Below are 15,769 nucleotides of genomic sequence, written 5' to 3'. Positions count from 1 at the left end.
TACCATGAAAAAATATATTGCCATTGGTGCACTATTGGGAATTTTCGACGCAAAAGCGCAATCTTCAGATTCAATAAAAACAGACCAGCATAAAGTAACTTTTTCAGCCTATGCTGAACTATTTTACACCTATGATTTTAATGAACCTGCCAATCATCTTCGTCAGAATTTTTTATACTCCTATAATCGTCATAATGAATTGAACCTTAATTTAGGACTTGTAAAAGCAGCGTATCAAAGTGAAAATCTCCGTGCTAATTTTGCTTTAATGGCAGGAACGTATGCCCAAGATAATATGGCCGCAGAGCAAGATGCTTTACGCTATGTAAATGAAGCTAATATTGGAATTAAAATATCGAAAAACAAGAACTTATGGGTTGATGCCGGAATTATGCCTTCCCACATTGGTTGGGAAAGTGCTATTGGAAAAGATAATATGAATCTTACAAGAAGTTTGGCGGCAGAAAATTCGCCTTACTTTGAAACGGGAGCCAAAATTTCCTACACTTCAGACAGCGGAAAATGGTTCCTAAGCGGATTGGTTCTGAACGGATGGCAACGTATTGCAAAAGTTGAAGGCAATCAAACGCTTTCTTTCGGACATCAGGTAACGTATAAACCGAATGATAAAATCACGTTGAACAGCAGCTCATTTATCGGAAATGACAAATCAAGAGAAGAGAAAAAAATGCGTTATTTTCATGATTTACATGGCATCTTTCAAGTAACGAAACAGTTTTCTACCATTCTTGGATTCGATATTGGAGCAGAGCAAAAATCAAAAGGAAGCGAGCAATATAATCTTTGGTACAGTCCCAATATTTTAATGAAATATCAATTGGATAATCAATGGGCACTGTCCGGAAGACTGGAATATTACAATGATAAAAACGGCGTAATCATCAACACGAAAACGCCCAACGGCTTTCAGACTTTAGGATATTCGTTGAACGTAGATTATGCGATTTTAAAGAATGTGGTATTCCGTACAGAAGCAAGAGGTTTTACGTCAAAAGATGCGATCTTTGTAAAGAACGATGAACTTAAACAAGGAAACTTTTTTATTACAACGAGTTTAGCAGCTTGGTTTTAAGAAGTTAACAATCGCAAATTTTAACCACAAAAGAGTCAAAAGCTTTTTGGATAAACTAAAGTGTTTAAAACTTTTGTTCCTTTTGTGGTTTTTAAATTGAATATTTTGTGTTTGAAAAAATAAAACTAAAAAGAATAAAATCAATGTCATCATCAGCAAAGCAATTTTTAGAGCTCATTCAAAAATCCAAAAAAGGAAAATTTAAGATCTATATTGGGATGAGTGCAGGCGTCGGAAAAACATTCCGAATGCTTCAGGAAGCACATGCTTTGTTGCGAAATGGTATTGATGTAAAGATTGGCTACATCGAAACTCATGGAAGAGAAGAAACGGTAGCTTTAGTAGACGGAATTCCTGAAATACCTCGAAGATCTGCATTTTATAAAGGCAAAAATCTTGAGGAAATGGATCTTCAGACCATTCTTAATGAACATCCGGAAGTTGTTTTGGTGGATGAATTGGCACATACGAATGTGGAAGGTTCAAAAAACAAAAAAAGATGGCAGGATGTGTTGGAAATCCTCGACAATGGGATTAATGTCATCAGTGCGATGAATATTCAGCATATTGAAAGTTTGAATGAAGAGGTAAAAAAAATCACAGGAATTGAAGTTTCAGAGCGCGTTCCCGATAAAATTTTGGCGTTGGCAGATGAGGTGGTGAATATCGATTTAACCGCAGATGAACTTTTAACAAGACTGAAAGAAGGTAAGATTTATAAAAAGGAAAAAATTCAGACAGCACTTAGTAATTTCTTTCAAAGCGGACATATTTTACAGCTTCGCGAATTGGCCTTAAAAGAAGTTGCCACGCACGTTGAAAAAAAGGTAGAAACAGAAGTTAAAACAGAAAACTTTAAACCCATAAAATTCCTTGCCTGCATCAGCAGTAACGAAAAAATCGCCAAAAATATTATTCGGAAAACCTCAAGATTAGCGAGTTATTATAATAGTCCATGGACGGTTTTATATGTGCAGAAACCCTCTGAAAATCCTGAAAAAATTGCCCTTGCTAAACAAAGATATTTGATTAATAATTTTAATTTAGCACAAGAATTGGGCGCAAAAGTAATCCGAATAAAAGAGAACAGCGTGCATAAAGGAATTTTAGATTATGTGATTGAGCATAATATCACCACGGTATGCATCGGAAAACCTCACGCCAGGCTTTGGCAAAGGCTTTCAGGCTACAGCTGGATCTACACCCTGATGAACCGATTGAATGAGCGACAGATCGATATTATTATTTTATCTTAAACACAATGAAAATTAAAACCAAACTGACCCTCGGCGTAGGTCTTTTATTCTTACTGATCGTTTTACTTTCGGTGATCGGCTCTGTGTATATCAATAAATTAAAATCGGATACCGAAAAAATTCTTACCGCCAATTACAACAGTTTAGAATTCTCCAAAAACATGCTGTTGGCATTGGATAAAATAAGTACAGACAGTGCCATTGCCATCAAAGATTTTCAAAAAAACAATGCTTTACAGGAGAAAAATCTCACTGAATTTGGAGAAAGAGAAGCCACTCAAAATCTTAATCTGCATTTCGACAGCTATTTACAGCAGCCTACCAACGAAAAAGAAAAACTTATTCGTGAAGATTTGGCTAAAATTATGTCGCTGAATATGAAAGGCATCGAACGTAAAAGCGATATCGCCATTATTACCGCTGAAAATGCCACTTTCTGGATTGTAAGTATTGGAACCGTCTGTTTTCTGATTGCCTTTATCCTGTTGTTCAATTTACCTCAGACCATTGCAGAACCTATCAATCAACTGACTTTTAGTATCAAGCAAATTGCCAATAAAAATTATAACGAAAGAGTTCATTTTAAAGGAAGTGAAGAATTTAATGACCTTGCCAATTCTTTCAACATCATGGCCGAAAAACTTCAGGAATATGAAAGCAGTACCCTTTCTACGCAACTGATGGATAAAAAAAGAATTGAAACACTGGTTAATAATATGCACGATGCTGTCATCGGTTTGGATGAAAATCATTTTATCTACATGATCAATGATGAAGCTTTAAAAATTACCAATCTTAGAAAAGAAGAGATCATCGGAAAAACAGCTCATGAAGTAGCAATTAACAATGATTTGGTAAGAGAACTTTTAAAAAACATTGATCATCCCGTAAAAGAACCGATAAAAATTGTCACCGATAATAAAGAGAATTATTTTGAACAGGAAATTGTTCCCATCAACATTGTAAAAACCGGAGAAAAAGAGAAAAAATACATCGGAAAAGTAATTTTACTCCGAAATATTACGCCTTTTAAAGAATTAGATTTTGCTAAAACTAATTTTATAGCCACCATTTCTCACGAACTGAAAACTCCAATTTCAGCCATAAAAATGGGCGTTCAATTGTTAGGAAATCAAAAATTCGGTGACCTAAATGAGCAGCAAAAAGAATTATTGAAAAGCATTAACGAAGACGGACAACGTTTATTGGATATTACCAGTGAACTCCTCAATTTATCACAAGTGGAAACAGGAAATATCAGGTTACATATAGAAAATTGTTCGCCCAAAAACATTGTTCAGACCGCCATTAAAAATGTTGAAAAACTGGCTGAACAGAAAAATATATCCATTAATTTTCAATGCTCGTTAGAGGAAAACAATTTTGTTTCTGCCGATTTTGATAAAACAGTTTGGGTCATGAATAATTTCCTGAGCAATGCCATCAAACATTCTTTTCAGGATGAAAATATTCGGATCGTCGTAGAAAAATCAGATGCCTTCGTGACCTTCAGTATCACCGATACAGGAAGCGGAATTGATGAAAAATACCATCGTCAGATCTTCGACCGTTATTTTCAGGTTCCCGGAGAACATCAAAACGGAACAGGTTTAGGCCTAGCGATTTCCAAAAATTTCATTGAAAAACAAAATGGCGAAATTGGTGTGAATAGCTCGCTGAATCAGGGAAGTACTTTTTATTTTAAGTTGCCTTTGGTTTAATTTTTTTTTCATTTAAATCAAAATATTAATGAAAATTATTCCTGAAAATTTTATCGAATTTCTCTATTGGATAAAAAATGAAACAGAATCTCTGTGGGGACAAGATCCCGAAGCTTTCCATTTTGAAAAATGGCTTCATGGTGTTAAATGGATAGGAATGACAAATAATCAAATAGACGAAGTTGAAGAAAAATATATTATAAAATTTACTCCTGAACATAGAGAATTTTTGAAGATATTACATACTCTTGATAGGAAAGAAAAATATGAATATTTGGATGATGAAGAACTTATCATTGAAGAAAATTCTTTTTTTTATAATTGGCTTGAAGATGATGAAGAAATTAAAAGGAAGTTAACCTGGCCATTTGAAGAAGTTTCACGTGATATACTTAGAGAAACGAATCATCCTTTTTGGTTAGATTCATGGGGGAAAAGGCCCGAATCTAAAGAAGAAAAAAGAAAATTATTCACTGATGTTTTTCAAAAATCCCCACAACTTATTCCAATAAAATCACATAGATTTGTCGTTAGTGACATTACATTGAAGCACAGACCAATTTTATCAATCTGGGGAACTGACACTATTGTTTACGGATGGACATTAAGAACTTATTTAATAAACGAATTAAAATACTATTTGGATATTTGGAAAGATGTTTATGATGAGGAAGATCAGCAGTATTATTCAGATCTTAACGATGAAGCTCAAAAAATTCATGATGATGATTATAAATATCATCCATCTAAGATAATTCCTTTTTGGCAGGAAATCATTTTGGATTATAATAAATCTTGGTCAAGTTTTGGATTACAAAACCCACCAAATCAATATCTAGAATCTCTTAAAAGTAGTAAAGAAAATAGAATTTAAATATGTCTGATAATATATTTTCCCTATTTCATTATTATAGCTTTCTTTTGTTTTGAAATCAAAATATCTTATTGTGTATTAAAATATAATCTTTTTGAATATAGATCTTCAGAAATTAACTTGATATTATTTTTAATTAATCCTTTATTTTCATTATTTAAATACCACATTGTTTTATTTGCATCAGTATGAATTTTAATTATAAAATCGTATTGATTATCTTTTTGTATAGGAAAGCCTATGCCATTAAAACTCCCTTCATTTTTATATATTTTAGGATCAAATAGGATGATAATTTTTTTCTTCTCGTTAGGCTTTAAAATCATGAAATTTTCATTTATATATTTCGCTTTTTCCACAAACTGTAAAGACTTATTTCGAAAATAGTTATACTGATATTTTTTTAAATTTAAAATTTCTTTTTCTTGTATCTTTTTTTGTCTATTATATTCTTTTAAAAGTGCTTTTCTTGTAAAATTAACATCATTAAGATAAAAGTCCAGTTTTAAGGAATCAGATGTATTATGTGGGAATACAATTATTCTTGGAGAAAAAATATTTTCATACAAACCACTTTCTTTTGGTGTATTTTCTTCAATTAAATAATTATTAAAAGATTCATAAACACCAAGGCTCTTATTATCAAGGATAAACCCCACCTCAACATTGGTTATATTGGTTATTTCAACTTCAATTTTTAAGGGGCTGATAGTATCTTTAATAGTATACGTATATAAGGTATCTCTGATATCTAATTTTAAATATTGTCCTTTATAATTAGATATCATTATCACTAATAATAAAACCACTATTCTATACATATTTTTGTTTTAATCAATTACTTTCTTAAACTTCATTTCAAAAAAATTCATATATATGATTATCAATACCTTTAATATTTGATAAATTCTAATAATTCAAACATGAAATCACACATAAACACCAAAATACACATTTTTAGAGAGCTTAAATATACTGTACAAAAAATTAAATTTAGAGATTTAAACAGGCTCTTAAAATAAGATTTATTAATTAGATTTAGGATAAAGCCCTCCAAATTAAAAAAAGGTTATCTATGGTATTTAAATTATCCCTTTTACTCTCAATGTACTTCTTAATGAGTGTAGAATTAAAATCACTATTTTTGCGATTATTACTAACCCATGAATAAAAGCAAAAAATTAATTTTACTGTTATTTTTATTTGTTTTCAAATTTTTCTTTGCTCAAAATGACAATGAATATCGTGAAGCATTTACATTGAAACTCGCCGTTGACTCTACCACATTTTATCAACAAGAAGTAGCAAGGTCTAAATATTTAGTAAAAGATGATATTTTACAAATTTATCCCGGTGAACATATTTTTATTGAAGCTGAAGTAAAAGATAATAAAATACAGTCAATAAAGGTTGTAAAAGAAAATATAAATCCTGCTAAAACGATAGAGCTAGAATTTTCTCAAGATGTTTCGGGTAGACAGAACAAAGGGATGATGCTCCAGGTGAGTAATCCTTTCGATAAACTCTTGAATTATGATGCTATGATGAATGTTGTAGGAAAGAAAGGCTGGTTTAAGACTTCTATTATTCCGATTAAACCCAAATTAAGAAACTTTGAATTGTGGTCGAAAACTATTATTACATTGGTTCTTGACAATTGGAGATTTGAGAGTTAATTTAAATCTAAACTGCTAAAATGTTTGAACAATTATTTCAATTTCCTGCTATTGTATTAGTTCCGATTACTTGGGCAATACTTTCCATCGTTTATTTTTCAATCCAAAAAAGGAATATTCTTACCAATTATAAACAATCTGATTCTAAAGAAATTACCAATATTTCCGGTTCAATCGTTACCAAAAGTGGAATGTTACGCCAAAGGTTTGAATGGTGTACATTTGATATATTAGTGAATCAAAATTCTGTTTTCTTATTTCCAAAGAGCTTTTACTTTATTCCGAGCCGTCCAATCAATCTCGTGTATTCAACAGCGAATAGTAAATACACACAACAAACCAGAAAACCTAAACAGGTAAGAGAATTCAATATTGGAAAAGACAATGTAGAAATTATTTTCATGAGAGATTATTTGATGTCGCAAACTTCAAAACTCTATTTAAAAAACCTTACTCAGGATCAAATCAAACTTCTGGATTCGATTTTAAATAAAAGAATTAATGACCAAAATCTTTAAACTCATTTCATGAAACTCAACTTAAATTTTGAAGGCGCAAAAATTGAAAATGCTGTCCGTAATTCTTCCAAAAAGAAAACAATTATTTTAGATCTTGCCGATACCACTTCATGGCATAGAGAAGAGGATAAACTTTTCTACGGCAGAGAAACAAAGAAAAAACTTAAAATATCCAGAATTAAACCTCCCATTGGAAGATTTTTGCCTAATCTGATTATAAAATTTAATAAAACTGATTTTCAAAATCCAACCATTAGACTCGGCTTTTTTGGGTATTTTTTTATGGTATTTTTAATGATACTTTTTATTGCATTAATCGTAAGAATAATCTTAGATAAAAGCTTTAATGAAGATGTCATTTATATGATTGTCATAACCCTTTTGTCAACCGGTTTATTTTTTATAGAATATTCATTGACAAAACTCACCCTCAACAAGTTGATAAAAAGAATTGAAAATCAGAATTAAAATAAAACATAAGTTGAATGAAAATAGAATTAATACCCGTCATAGAAATCACAAATTACAACCAGGATATTCCAATGCCTCCCACAGGTCCTTATTGGGGATTTTCTGACGAATGGGAAGATTATCATATTTCAACAAATATAAAAGCTGGCTATTCTCAAAACTTAAAACCTTATGCAAAAGGTTCTTCATTTTACAGAGTAAGTGAAATTTCTGACTCTGATCTGTTAAAAATTATTGAAAAAGAGATTGATAGACAACAGACCGATGAAAATCTTGGAATCGAGGATTTAGTATGTCCTTTGGATGGAGGCTATATTTTAAAGATAAATAATATAGATCAATATTTCCCGCAATGCTGTGGAAATTTAGGAGATATCGAAGATTGGAAAAATTTGTTTAATAAAGATTACAGTTTCTTTTACATGGGACACCCATCTCCAAGAATTGAAAAGTCCGAAAATAAAATTATTTTTGACTTTTTAAATTCTGAAATTCAGGAAAATTTTGCTCCACCTATTTTGGAAGACAGTATTGTAGTTGATGAATAATTACTTAGAATTGCTGTTGAAAATACTAAAACCGAACTCAATAATTTCGCGCAACAACTTGTTAAAATTAATGAATTAGAAAATCTTCAAATTCCGAATATTGACAAAATATTAATCTACGGAATTGAAGAATAAATGAAACAAATATTATAAGTATCTTCGATTTATTAAAACCAATCCATACTTATGAAAAGAATTCTCCTATTCTCGCTATTTTGCGTATTTCTTTTTACAGGCAAAATACATTCACAGGAAACCACGACCTCCTATGTTGGAAAGGCCATTCAGATTATGGAGCAAAATTCTGTGAATAAAAAAAGTATCGATTGGGCCACAATAAAAGAAACCTATCTACAACAAGCTCTCGAGAAGAAAACCATTAGAGAAACCTACCCTATCATTAGAGAAATTCTTGGAAAATTAGGCGATCAGCATTCAAAACTTTATGAGCCTGAAGTTATTGAAGCCTATTTAAAAAGATTTAAAGAGGTTGGAGCCGCATTCCCTTATCCAAAAGACAGCTTGATTGATCATACAATGGCTTACATCACCGTACCTGCCATCGGAAATATGAATCAGGATGACTGGAATGAATATGTGCAGACGTTCTATGATAAAGTTAAAAAATTAGATCAAGCGAACCCCAAGCTCTGGATCATTGATCTTAGAGATAATGAAGGCGGAATGTTTTCTCCCATGTTAAAATCAATCCGTCCTTTTTTAGATACCGATAACGCATCAGGATCTATGGACAATTCAGGAGCGATAAGTTTTTTCATGAGTAAAAATGATGGTATTTATTTCGGGAAGCAAAAAATAGCTACGATTCCTATTTCGGAGATCAAGATCAAGAATAAAAATAAGCCCATTTATATCTTAACCAATAAGAAAACGGCAAGCTCAGGAGAATTTGTGGTAGCCAGTTTTAAAGGGCAGAAAAATGTAAAAATCGTAGGCTGCAATACGCAGGGATTAACCTCAGATAATTCAGAATTTAAACTGCCGGACAATGCCTTTTTAGTGATTACGACAGGAACTTTAATTGACCGAACAAAATATCCTTATAAAGAAGTAGGAAAAGGAATTCCTGCTGATATTGAAGTTAAAAGTGATCAATTAAATGATTACATCAGCAAAATAAAAGACTCAAAATTTTGATACTAAAAACCGAATTTCATATGAATTATTTCAAAACTATATCAACCGTTTTATTCATCCTAGTATTCCATTTTCACGGATTTGGACAGGCTTTTCAACTGGAACAACTGGAAAAATTCAACAAGCTGGATATGCCATCATTTAAAGAGGAAATTAAAAAACTGAAATATTCTTATTATGATAAAACTGAAAGTTCAGAGTTTAATTTATATGAATACGACAGTCCGGATTATCAATATAAAATCGGAAAATTCGAATATAAAAATAATAAATCATCAGACAGAATAGAGTTTCAGTTTAAAGGCAAAACAGAGTATGATCAGTATCTAAAAACGATTACCAATATAGGCTACAAAAAAACAGAAACAGGAAAAATTCCCGGTGGAGAAACTTTTGTTGATTATTTCAAGGATAAATCTCACGTCAGATTGGTCTCTCCAAAAGCCGGACAAGAAAACGAGCCTTATACTATTTTAGTTTTTAAGTAAATTTGCTTTAATGAGCAGTTTAATTTATGAATCCAGTCAACCCGATCCTTCACTTCAAGATGTTGTCGAAAGTTTTTGGATGCTGGATAATCCGTCGGAAAATAAAGATGTTATTCTTCTCCCCGACGGCAGGATTGATTTGATCTTTTCTCAATCTGCAAAAGAACCTTTTCATATTGTTTTACTGGGAATTTGTACACATCCCGAACAAATCATCATTGCCGAAAAAACTAAAATATTTGCCGTGAGTTTTAATTTACTGGCCGCAGAATATATTCTTCATACTTCAGTTTCAGAATTATTAAATGAAGCGAAAAGTCTGCCCCTCGATTTCTGGAATTTTTCGGCCAATGACTTAAATGATTTTGAAAAGTTTTGTCAAAAAGCATCCGAAAAAATACAGAAAGAACTTCAGTCTCAAAAAATGGATGAAAGAAAACGGAAGCTGTTTGATCTCATTTATTCAGAAAAAGGTGCATTAACCGTAAAAGAGCTTTCTGAAAAAGTGATATGGAGCGAACGACAGATCAACCGTTATTTAATAATTTTTAATCTATTTAATCAGCAATTTGGTATTTCATTAAAATCCTATTGTGGGATTCTCCGTTTCAGAGCTTCTTTTCAACATATTAAAGAAGGAAAATTGTTTCCTGAGCAGAATTTTACGGATCAGTCTCATTTCATTAAAGAGATCAAAAAATTGTCAGGATTTCTTCCGAAAGAACTCAATCAAAATAAAAACGACCGATTTATACAATTTTCACTTCTCCCTGAAAAGTAATTTTGCATCATAATATAAACGTTATGATGATACAAGATAAAAAAATAGCCATTGTTGGCGGTGGTCCCGGAGGATTGACTTTAGCAAGACTTTTACAGTTAAAAAATGCTGAGGTAAAAGTGTATGAAAGAGATATCAACAAAGAAGTTCGTGTGCAAGGAGCAACATTGGATTTACATGAAGAATCAGGTTTAGAAGCCCTTCGAAGAGCCGGATTAATGGATGCTTTCAAAGCACATTACCGTCCCAATGCCGGAAAATTAAAAGTAATAGATAAAAATCTGAACATATATTTAGATGAACATGCTGAAGAAAGTTCTCATTCTGAAGACCGACCTGAAATCGACAGAACTCCGCTTCGTAAGATATTATTAGAATCTTTACAACCTGATACGGTAGTTTGGGACAGTCATTTTCTTTCCATGGAAAAACATCATGAAGGCTGGTTAATGCATTTCAAAAATGGGACTTCTCATTATGCAGATATCGTGATTGCTGCAGATGGAGCGAATTCTAAAATCCGACCTTATGTTACAGACATTCAACCTATTTATTCCGGTGTAACCATGGTTGAAGGGAATATTTACCATGCTGAAACAAATGCTCCTAAAATTTGGAAGCTCGTGAATGGGGGGAAAGTTTTCGCTCTGGATAACGAACAGACTTTATTGTTCAGTACAAAAGAAGATGGAACCTTAACTTTTTATACAGGATGTAATACCGATGAAAATTGGGTAAAAGATTCAGGAATTGATTTCACTCAAAAACAACAGGTCGCTGATTGGTTTAAAAAAGAATACAGTTCGTGGAATGAAATCTGGCAGGAATTATTTGAAACAGATGAGATTTCAATCATCCCTCGTCCGCAATATCATTATCCACTCGACCAAAAATGGGAAACGCTTCCTAATCTCACCTTGCTTGGTGATGCTGCCCACCGAATGCCTCCTTATGCCGGAGAAGGTGTAAATATGGCGATGCAAGATGCTTACGAGCTGGCTGAAAGCTTAACAAATGATGAATTTAAAGATATAAAAACTGCCATTTCATCTTATGAAAATAAGATGCTGGAAAGAGCTTCCGAGGTAACAAGACTGACCTTAGAAAATACGGTGTTGATGCATTCTGAGAATGCGATTGAAAATCTTATGAAGGTATTTAATGGAGAATAATCCATAGACTATCATAAAGCCTAACCGTAGAGAATTCTTAGAAATTAATAAGCCATCTATATTTTCACAAATAGCGAAATGAATTTTTACTTTCATTTCGCTATTTGTATTTATTTTTTTAACAAATCACGTTAAATTGAATTAACTTTAATACCAATACATCGAATGATATGAAAAAAATTATTTCTGATTTCTTAGATCTGCATATTGGGGAAGAAGAACCTAAACTGGTGTTAGACCATGTTACTCAAAATGTTTCTTTTCGGGGTTCTAATCTATGGATCTTAGCTTGTGCCATATTGATAGCTTCCGTGGGTCTGAATGTAAATTCTACCCCCGTAATTATTGGGGCGATGCTTATTTCTCCTTTGATGGGTCCCATCGTAGGAGCTGGTTTTGCATTAGCCACTTACAATTTCAGTCTATTAAAAAAATCCATGAAAAATCTTTTAATAGCAACCATTGTAAGCTTAGCCGTTTCTATTTTATACTTTTATTTAAGCCCTTTTAAAGAAGCACAATCAGAATTATTGGCAAGAACTTCGCCCAATATTTATGATGTTCTGATTGCATTTTTCGGAGGAATTGTGGGGGCTGTTTCCATAACGAGAGTTGAAAAAGGAAATCCTATTCCGGGAGTGGCCATCGCTACCGCATTAATGCCACCACTCTGCACGGCAGGATTTGGAATTGCCACAGGAAATTTTTCTTTCTTCTTGGGAGCATTTTATCTCTATACAATCAATTGTTTCTTCATTTGTATTGCCACTTTTTTTGTCATTAAGTTTCTGCAATATCAGCCCGTTCTTCTCACCAATAAAATCTATGAAAAGAGAATCAGATACGGCATCACCGTGCTTATTATTGTGATGATTATCCCAAGTTTTTATTTGGCTTATAATTTATTGAACGAAAGACGATATAATCAAAATGTAGAAAACTTTATTAATGATGAGTTTAATAACAATGGCTATGTTATTATTTACAAGAAAATTAATTATACTGCTAATCCAAAATCGATTGAGCTAGCCTTCCTCTCTAAAAAATTTGACAGCCATGAAATAAAAAATCTGAATCAAACGCTAACAAAATTTGGGATCAATAATACCAATTTAATTATCAAACAAAATACAACCGATCTGAAAAGTGAAATCCTCAATGAAATTAATTCTCAAAAAAATACGGTTAGTGAAAAAGACATTCAAATCAATGTATTAAAAGAAGAATTAAGTAAATACAAAATGGATAATCCTGAGCTTGTAAAAGAAATAGGAATTTTATTCCCCGAAGTACAGGAAATTTCATTAGGAAAGCTGCAAACATTCTATAAACCAGATTCTACCGGAGTTCAAACAGCTTTCATCTATGAATCTCACACTAAAATTGATGAAGAAAAACTAAAGGAATGGCTGGAAAACAAGTTGAAAATCAATAATATTATTGTGATAAAGACTAAAAAATAGAAACAGATAACTGAAATCTAGATAGAAATATTTTCTTTATTTTTAGCAGGAATTAAGTAATTTTAATTTTTAGTTCAAAATAAAATGACAATCAATCTTCAACAAGAATTAACCCATATTTGCGAAAAATATAATCTTAAAGAAAAAGCTTTTGAAAATTTTGAAAAGCTTTATTTAGAGAACTATAATGAAGATCCGGATTTCCTTAATGGATATAAAATAAATGAACTCAAACCTATATTTGATGGTTATACTTTCGGTATTCAACATCATTTCTTTGACTGTAATATTAATACTCGTATCAGTCTTTATCTTAATAATGAGATTGAAATTGGACATTTAATTCCTATAGGGTATTACATTTTAGAAGCAAATTTTGAGGGAGAAATTGTTGACGATTATTTCGTAATGGAGAGAACAAAGTATCTTGATGATATTAATATCGTAAGCCATTTTCAACATTTAAACAAAAATATTCCTTTGGAGTATTTTAAAAGAAATCATATTCAATATCAATTTGTTTCATACCTCTCGTTATCAGGAACTTTATTTGTAAGTGGGCAATATGAAATGGCAGGAAGATTTGTATTCAGAGCATATGTTAATTTACATGAAACAGGTAGTGAAAATTTTGAAAAAGAATTCCTTAAAAAGTCAAAAAACTTTCTGAAAATGATGAAAAACTACCTAAAAGAGAAAAATTTAATCTAATCTCAAAAAGCAGAAAACATTGATATGATAAATTTGAAAACACTACCTAAAGAGAAAAATTTAATCTCAGAAACACTACAATCGGATTTCGAAAGACGTTTTGATCAATAGTAATTTAAAATCATTAATTTTAAAATATGAGCATTCAGGATATTTATCAGACAACAATACAATTTGCAGCGCAGAAACACACCGATCAAAACCAAACCATTCCGGGAACCAATCTCCCTTACATTGTGCATTTGAGCAATGTTGCTATGGAAATCTTACTGGCTTCCGAACGAACAGAAAATTTTGATGGTGAATTTGCCATTCAGCTCGCTTTGCTTCATGATGTGCTGGAAGATACTCCAACCCCTTATGAGGAACTCGAAAAAACGTTTAGTAAATCTGTTGCAGAAGGCGTTTTAGCATTAACCAAAAATGCAGATTTGGATAAGGATGAAAAAATGATGGATAGCTTAAACCGCATCAAAAAACTTCCCAAAGAAGTGTGGGCTGTAAAATTAGCCGATAGAATTACCAACCTTCAACCACCACCCGCTCATTGGTCTGAAGAGAAGATTAAAAAATATAAATTGGAAGCCGAGATCATCCGCCATGAACTGAGAGGAGGAAATGAATATCTGGAAAAAAGATTAGAACAAAAAATTCAAGAATACAATCAATAAGATGGCAGCAACTTTTTTCGAGATTCAGGAAAAATTCAGAGAATGGCTGGAGAAAAACCATGCAACAGAAAAAGAATTGTTAGTGGGTTTTTATAAAGTAGGCAGTAAAAAGCCAACAATAAGCTGGTCGGAATCCGTGGATCAGGCTTTGTGTTTCGGTTGGATAGACGGCGTGAGAAAATCTATTGATGAAGAAAGCTACTCTATTCGTTTTACGCCAAGAAAATCAACGAGCATTTGGAGTGCCATCAACATCAAAAAAGTGGAAGACTTAACCAAAGCAGGATTAATGAAAGCCGCAGGTCAAAAAGCATTTGAGCTAAGGAAAGAAGACAGATCAGCCATTTATTCCCACGAAAAAGAAACGGCAATCCTAGATCCTGCTTATGAAAAACAATTTAAAGCCCATCCAAAAGCTTGGGAATTTTTCAATAATCAGGCGCCGTCTTATAAAAAAGTGATGCTTCATTGGATCATGACTGCCAAGCAGGAAAAGACGAGAATCTCAAGATTGGAGAAAACGATTAAGGAGAGTGAACTAGGAAAAAGAGTACAATAAAAAAGGCATCAAAATACCCAATCAATACAAGTAAGAATCCCTAATAGCCGTATTTTCTATTGAAATATTTATAAATATTGTCATAACTTTGAAGTCGATTACAGTAATTATTTATCATTATAAATCATTAATTTCAACTTAAAATAAGATAAAACAGATATGGATACGCAAATATTAGATTTTTGGATAGGAAATTTTAGCAGTGAGGAAGATTTTGAAGAGTTCGTGAATGAAGATGAAGAATTTTATGTGGAAGAAGAATCTGATGAAACCCATAATTCAAAATTTGCAGAATCTCAGGATACCATCTGGTTGGATTATGATTTTGTGGAATATGGTTTTGATGACACCAACAATAACATCTATGATAAATTTTCAGAATATTCTTTTGCAGATCAATGGCTTCCGACTTTAGTGAGCAGAATCAATGAGCTTAAAATTAAGGCTGATATCAATTCTTTAATCTTCCTAAACAGCGGACAAATTGCAAAGCCCGTTTCTGTTGAAGATGAAATGTTTAGCTTGGTTTACCTTGGGAAGATTGAGTTTGCGGTTTAGAATATTTAGTAAGGAAAGAGTATAATAAGTAGTACTCATTAATTAGTCGTC

General features: G+C 32.2%; 18 protein-coding genes. 17 read left to right on the top strand and 1 reads right to left on the bottom strand.

What is annotated here, in order from left to right; translation table 11 throughout:
- Nucleotides 1-4: 4 nt before the first annotated feature.
- The 4 genes from AMQ68_RS14205 (at nt 5) to AMQ68_RS14190 (ending at nt 4,944) form a co-directional block, all read left to right on the top strand.
- Nucleotides 5-1,093 carry a porin gene (locus AMQ68_RS14205; RefSeq protein WP_054511300.1) on the top strand — a complete coding sequence of 363 codons (1,089 nt, stop codon included), beginning with the start codon at nt 5-7 and terminating at the stop codon, nt 1,091-1,093.
- Between the two features lie 143 nt (nt 1,094-1,236).
- The gene (locus tag AMQ68_RS14200) at nt 1,237-2,349 is read left to right on the top strand and encodes a histidine kinase (protein WP_054511299.1); all 1,113 of its coding nucleotides are present in this window, start codon (nt 1,237-1,239) and stop codon (nt 2,347-2,349) included.
- A gap of 5 nt (nt 2,350-2,354) precedes the next feature.
- Nucleotides 2,355-4,070, top strand: a complete 1,716-nt coding sequence (locus tag AMQ68_RS14195) for an ATP-binding protein (protein WP_054511298.1) — start codon at nt 2,355-2,357, stop codon at nt 4,068-4,070.
- A 28-nt stretch (nt 4,071-4,098) separates the two neighbouring features.
- Complete coding sequence (locus AMQ68_RS14190) at nt 4,099-4,944, top strand: hypothetical protein (RefSeq protein WP_054511297.1); 846 nt, start codon at nt 4,099-4,101, stop codon at nt 4,942-4,944.
- A gap of 68 nt (nt 4,945-5,012) precedes the next feature.
- Here the strand turns inward: AMQ68_RS14190 and AMQ68_RS14185 are convergent, their stop codons facing one another.
- The gene (locus AMQ68_RS14185) at nt 5,013-5,765 is read right to left on the bottom strand and encodes a hypothetical protein (protein WP_123905712.1); all 753 of its coding nucleotides are present in this window, start codon (nt 5,763-5,765) and stop codon (nt 5,013-5,015) included.
- 342 nt (nt 5,766-6,107) lie between these two features.
- On the opposite strand from AMQ68_RS14185, the gene AMQ68_RS14180 reads away from it, so the two are divergent.
- From AMQ68_RS14180 to AMQ68_RS14120, 13 genes are all read left to right on the top strand, one after another.
- Nucleotides 6,108-6,620, top strand: a complete 513-nt coding sequence (locus AMQ68_RS14180; RefSeq protein ID WP_054511295.1) for a hypothetical protein — start codon at nt 6,108-6,110, stop codon at nt 6,618-6,620.
- Between the two features lie 20 nt (nt 6,621-6,640).
- Nucleotides 6,641-7,138 (top strand): hypothetical protein, encoded by a 498-nt coding sequence (locus tag AMQ68_RS14175; RefSeq protein ID WP_054511294.1) that lies wholly within the window; start codon nt 6,641-6,643, stop codon nt 7,136-7,138.
- A gap of 9 nt (nt 7,139-7,147) precedes the next feature.
- Entirely contained in the window at nt 7,148-7,606 is a 459-nt protein-coding gene (locus tag AMQ68_RS14170; protein WP_054511293.1) for a hypothetical protein, read from the top strand.
- Nucleotides 7,607-7,623: 17 nt separating this feature from the next.
- Nucleotides 7,624-8,157: a hypothetical protein gene (locus AMQ68_RS14165; RefSeq protein WP_054511292.1), complete on the top strand. Its 534-nt coding sequence runs from the start codon at nt 7,624-7,626 to the stop codon at nt 8,155-8,157.
- A gap of 186 nt (nt 8,158-8,343) precedes the next feature.
- On the top strand, nt 8,344-9,315 hold the full coding sequence (locus AMQ68_RS14160; RefSeq protein WP_054511291.1) for a S41 family peptidase: 972 nt from the start codon (nt 8,344-8,346) through the stop codon (nt 9,313-9,315).
- Nucleotides 9,316-9,335: 20 nt separating this feature from the next.
- Nucleotides 9,336-9,803: a hypothetical protein gene (locus AMQ68_RS14155; protein WP_054511290.1), complete on the top strand. Its 468-nt coding sequence runs from the start codon at nt 9,336-9,338 to the stop codon at nt 9,801-9,803.
- A 10-nt stretch (nt 9,804-9,813) separates the two neighbouring features.
- Complete coding sequence (locus AMQ68_RS14150; protein WP_054511289.1) at nt 9,814-10,584, top strand: DUF6597 domain-containing transcriptional factor; 771 nt, start codon at nt 9,814-9,816, stop codon at nt 10,582-10,584.
- 23 nt (nt 10,585-10,607) lie between these two features.
- Nucleotides 10,608-11,756, top strand: coding sequence for an NAD(P)/FAD-dependent oxidoreductase (locus AMQ68_RS14145; RefSeq protein ID WP_054511288.1), 1,149 nt, complete (start codon nt 10,608-10,610; stop codon nt 11,754-11,756).
- 170 nt (nt 11,757-11,926) lie between these two features.
- Nucleotides 11,927-13,219 carry a DUF389 domain-containing protein gene (locus AMQ68_RS14140; RefSeq protein WP_054511287.1) on the top strand — a complete coding sequence of 431 codons (1,293 nt, stop codon included), beginning with the start codon at nt 11,927-11,929 and terminating at the stop codon, nt 13,217-13,219.
- An 84-nt stretch (nt 13,220-13,303) separates the two neighbouring features.
- Nucleotides 13,304-13,930, top strand: a complete 627-nt coding sequence (locus tag AMQ68_RS14135; protein ID WP_054511286.1) for a hypothetical protein — start codon at nt 13,304-13,306, stop codon at nt 13,928-13,930.
- 137 nt (nt 13,931-14,067) lie between these two features.
- Nucleotides 14,068-14,601, top strand: coding sequence for an HD domain-containing protein (locus AMQ68_RS14130; protein WP_054511285.1), 534 nt, complete (start codon nt 14,068-14,070; stop codon nt 14,599-14,601).
- Between the two features lies 1 nt (nt 14,602).
- Nucleotides 14,603-15,160 (top strand): YdeI family protein, encoded by a 558-nt coding sequence (locus AMQ68_RS14125; RefSeq protein ID WP_054511284.1) that lies wholly within the window; start codon nt 14,603-14,605, stop codon nt 15,158-15,160.
- Between the two features lie 159 nt (nt 15,161-15,319).
- Nucleotides 15,320-15,718, top strand: coding sequence for an immunity 22 family protein (locus AMQ68_RS14120; protein WP_054511283.1), 399 nt, complete (start codon nt 15,320-15,322; stop codon nt 15,716-15,718).
- Nucleotides 15,719-15,769: the final 51 nt, after the last annotated feature.

The sequence above is a fragment of the Chryseobacterium sp. ERMR1:04 genome, from assembly GCF_001297705.1.
In the GTDB taxonomy this organism is placed as follows: Bacteria; Bacteroidota; Bacteroidia; order Flavobacteriales; family Weeksellaceae; genus Chryseobacterium.
This window is presented reverse-complemented; position numbering and strand designations above follow the sequence as displayed.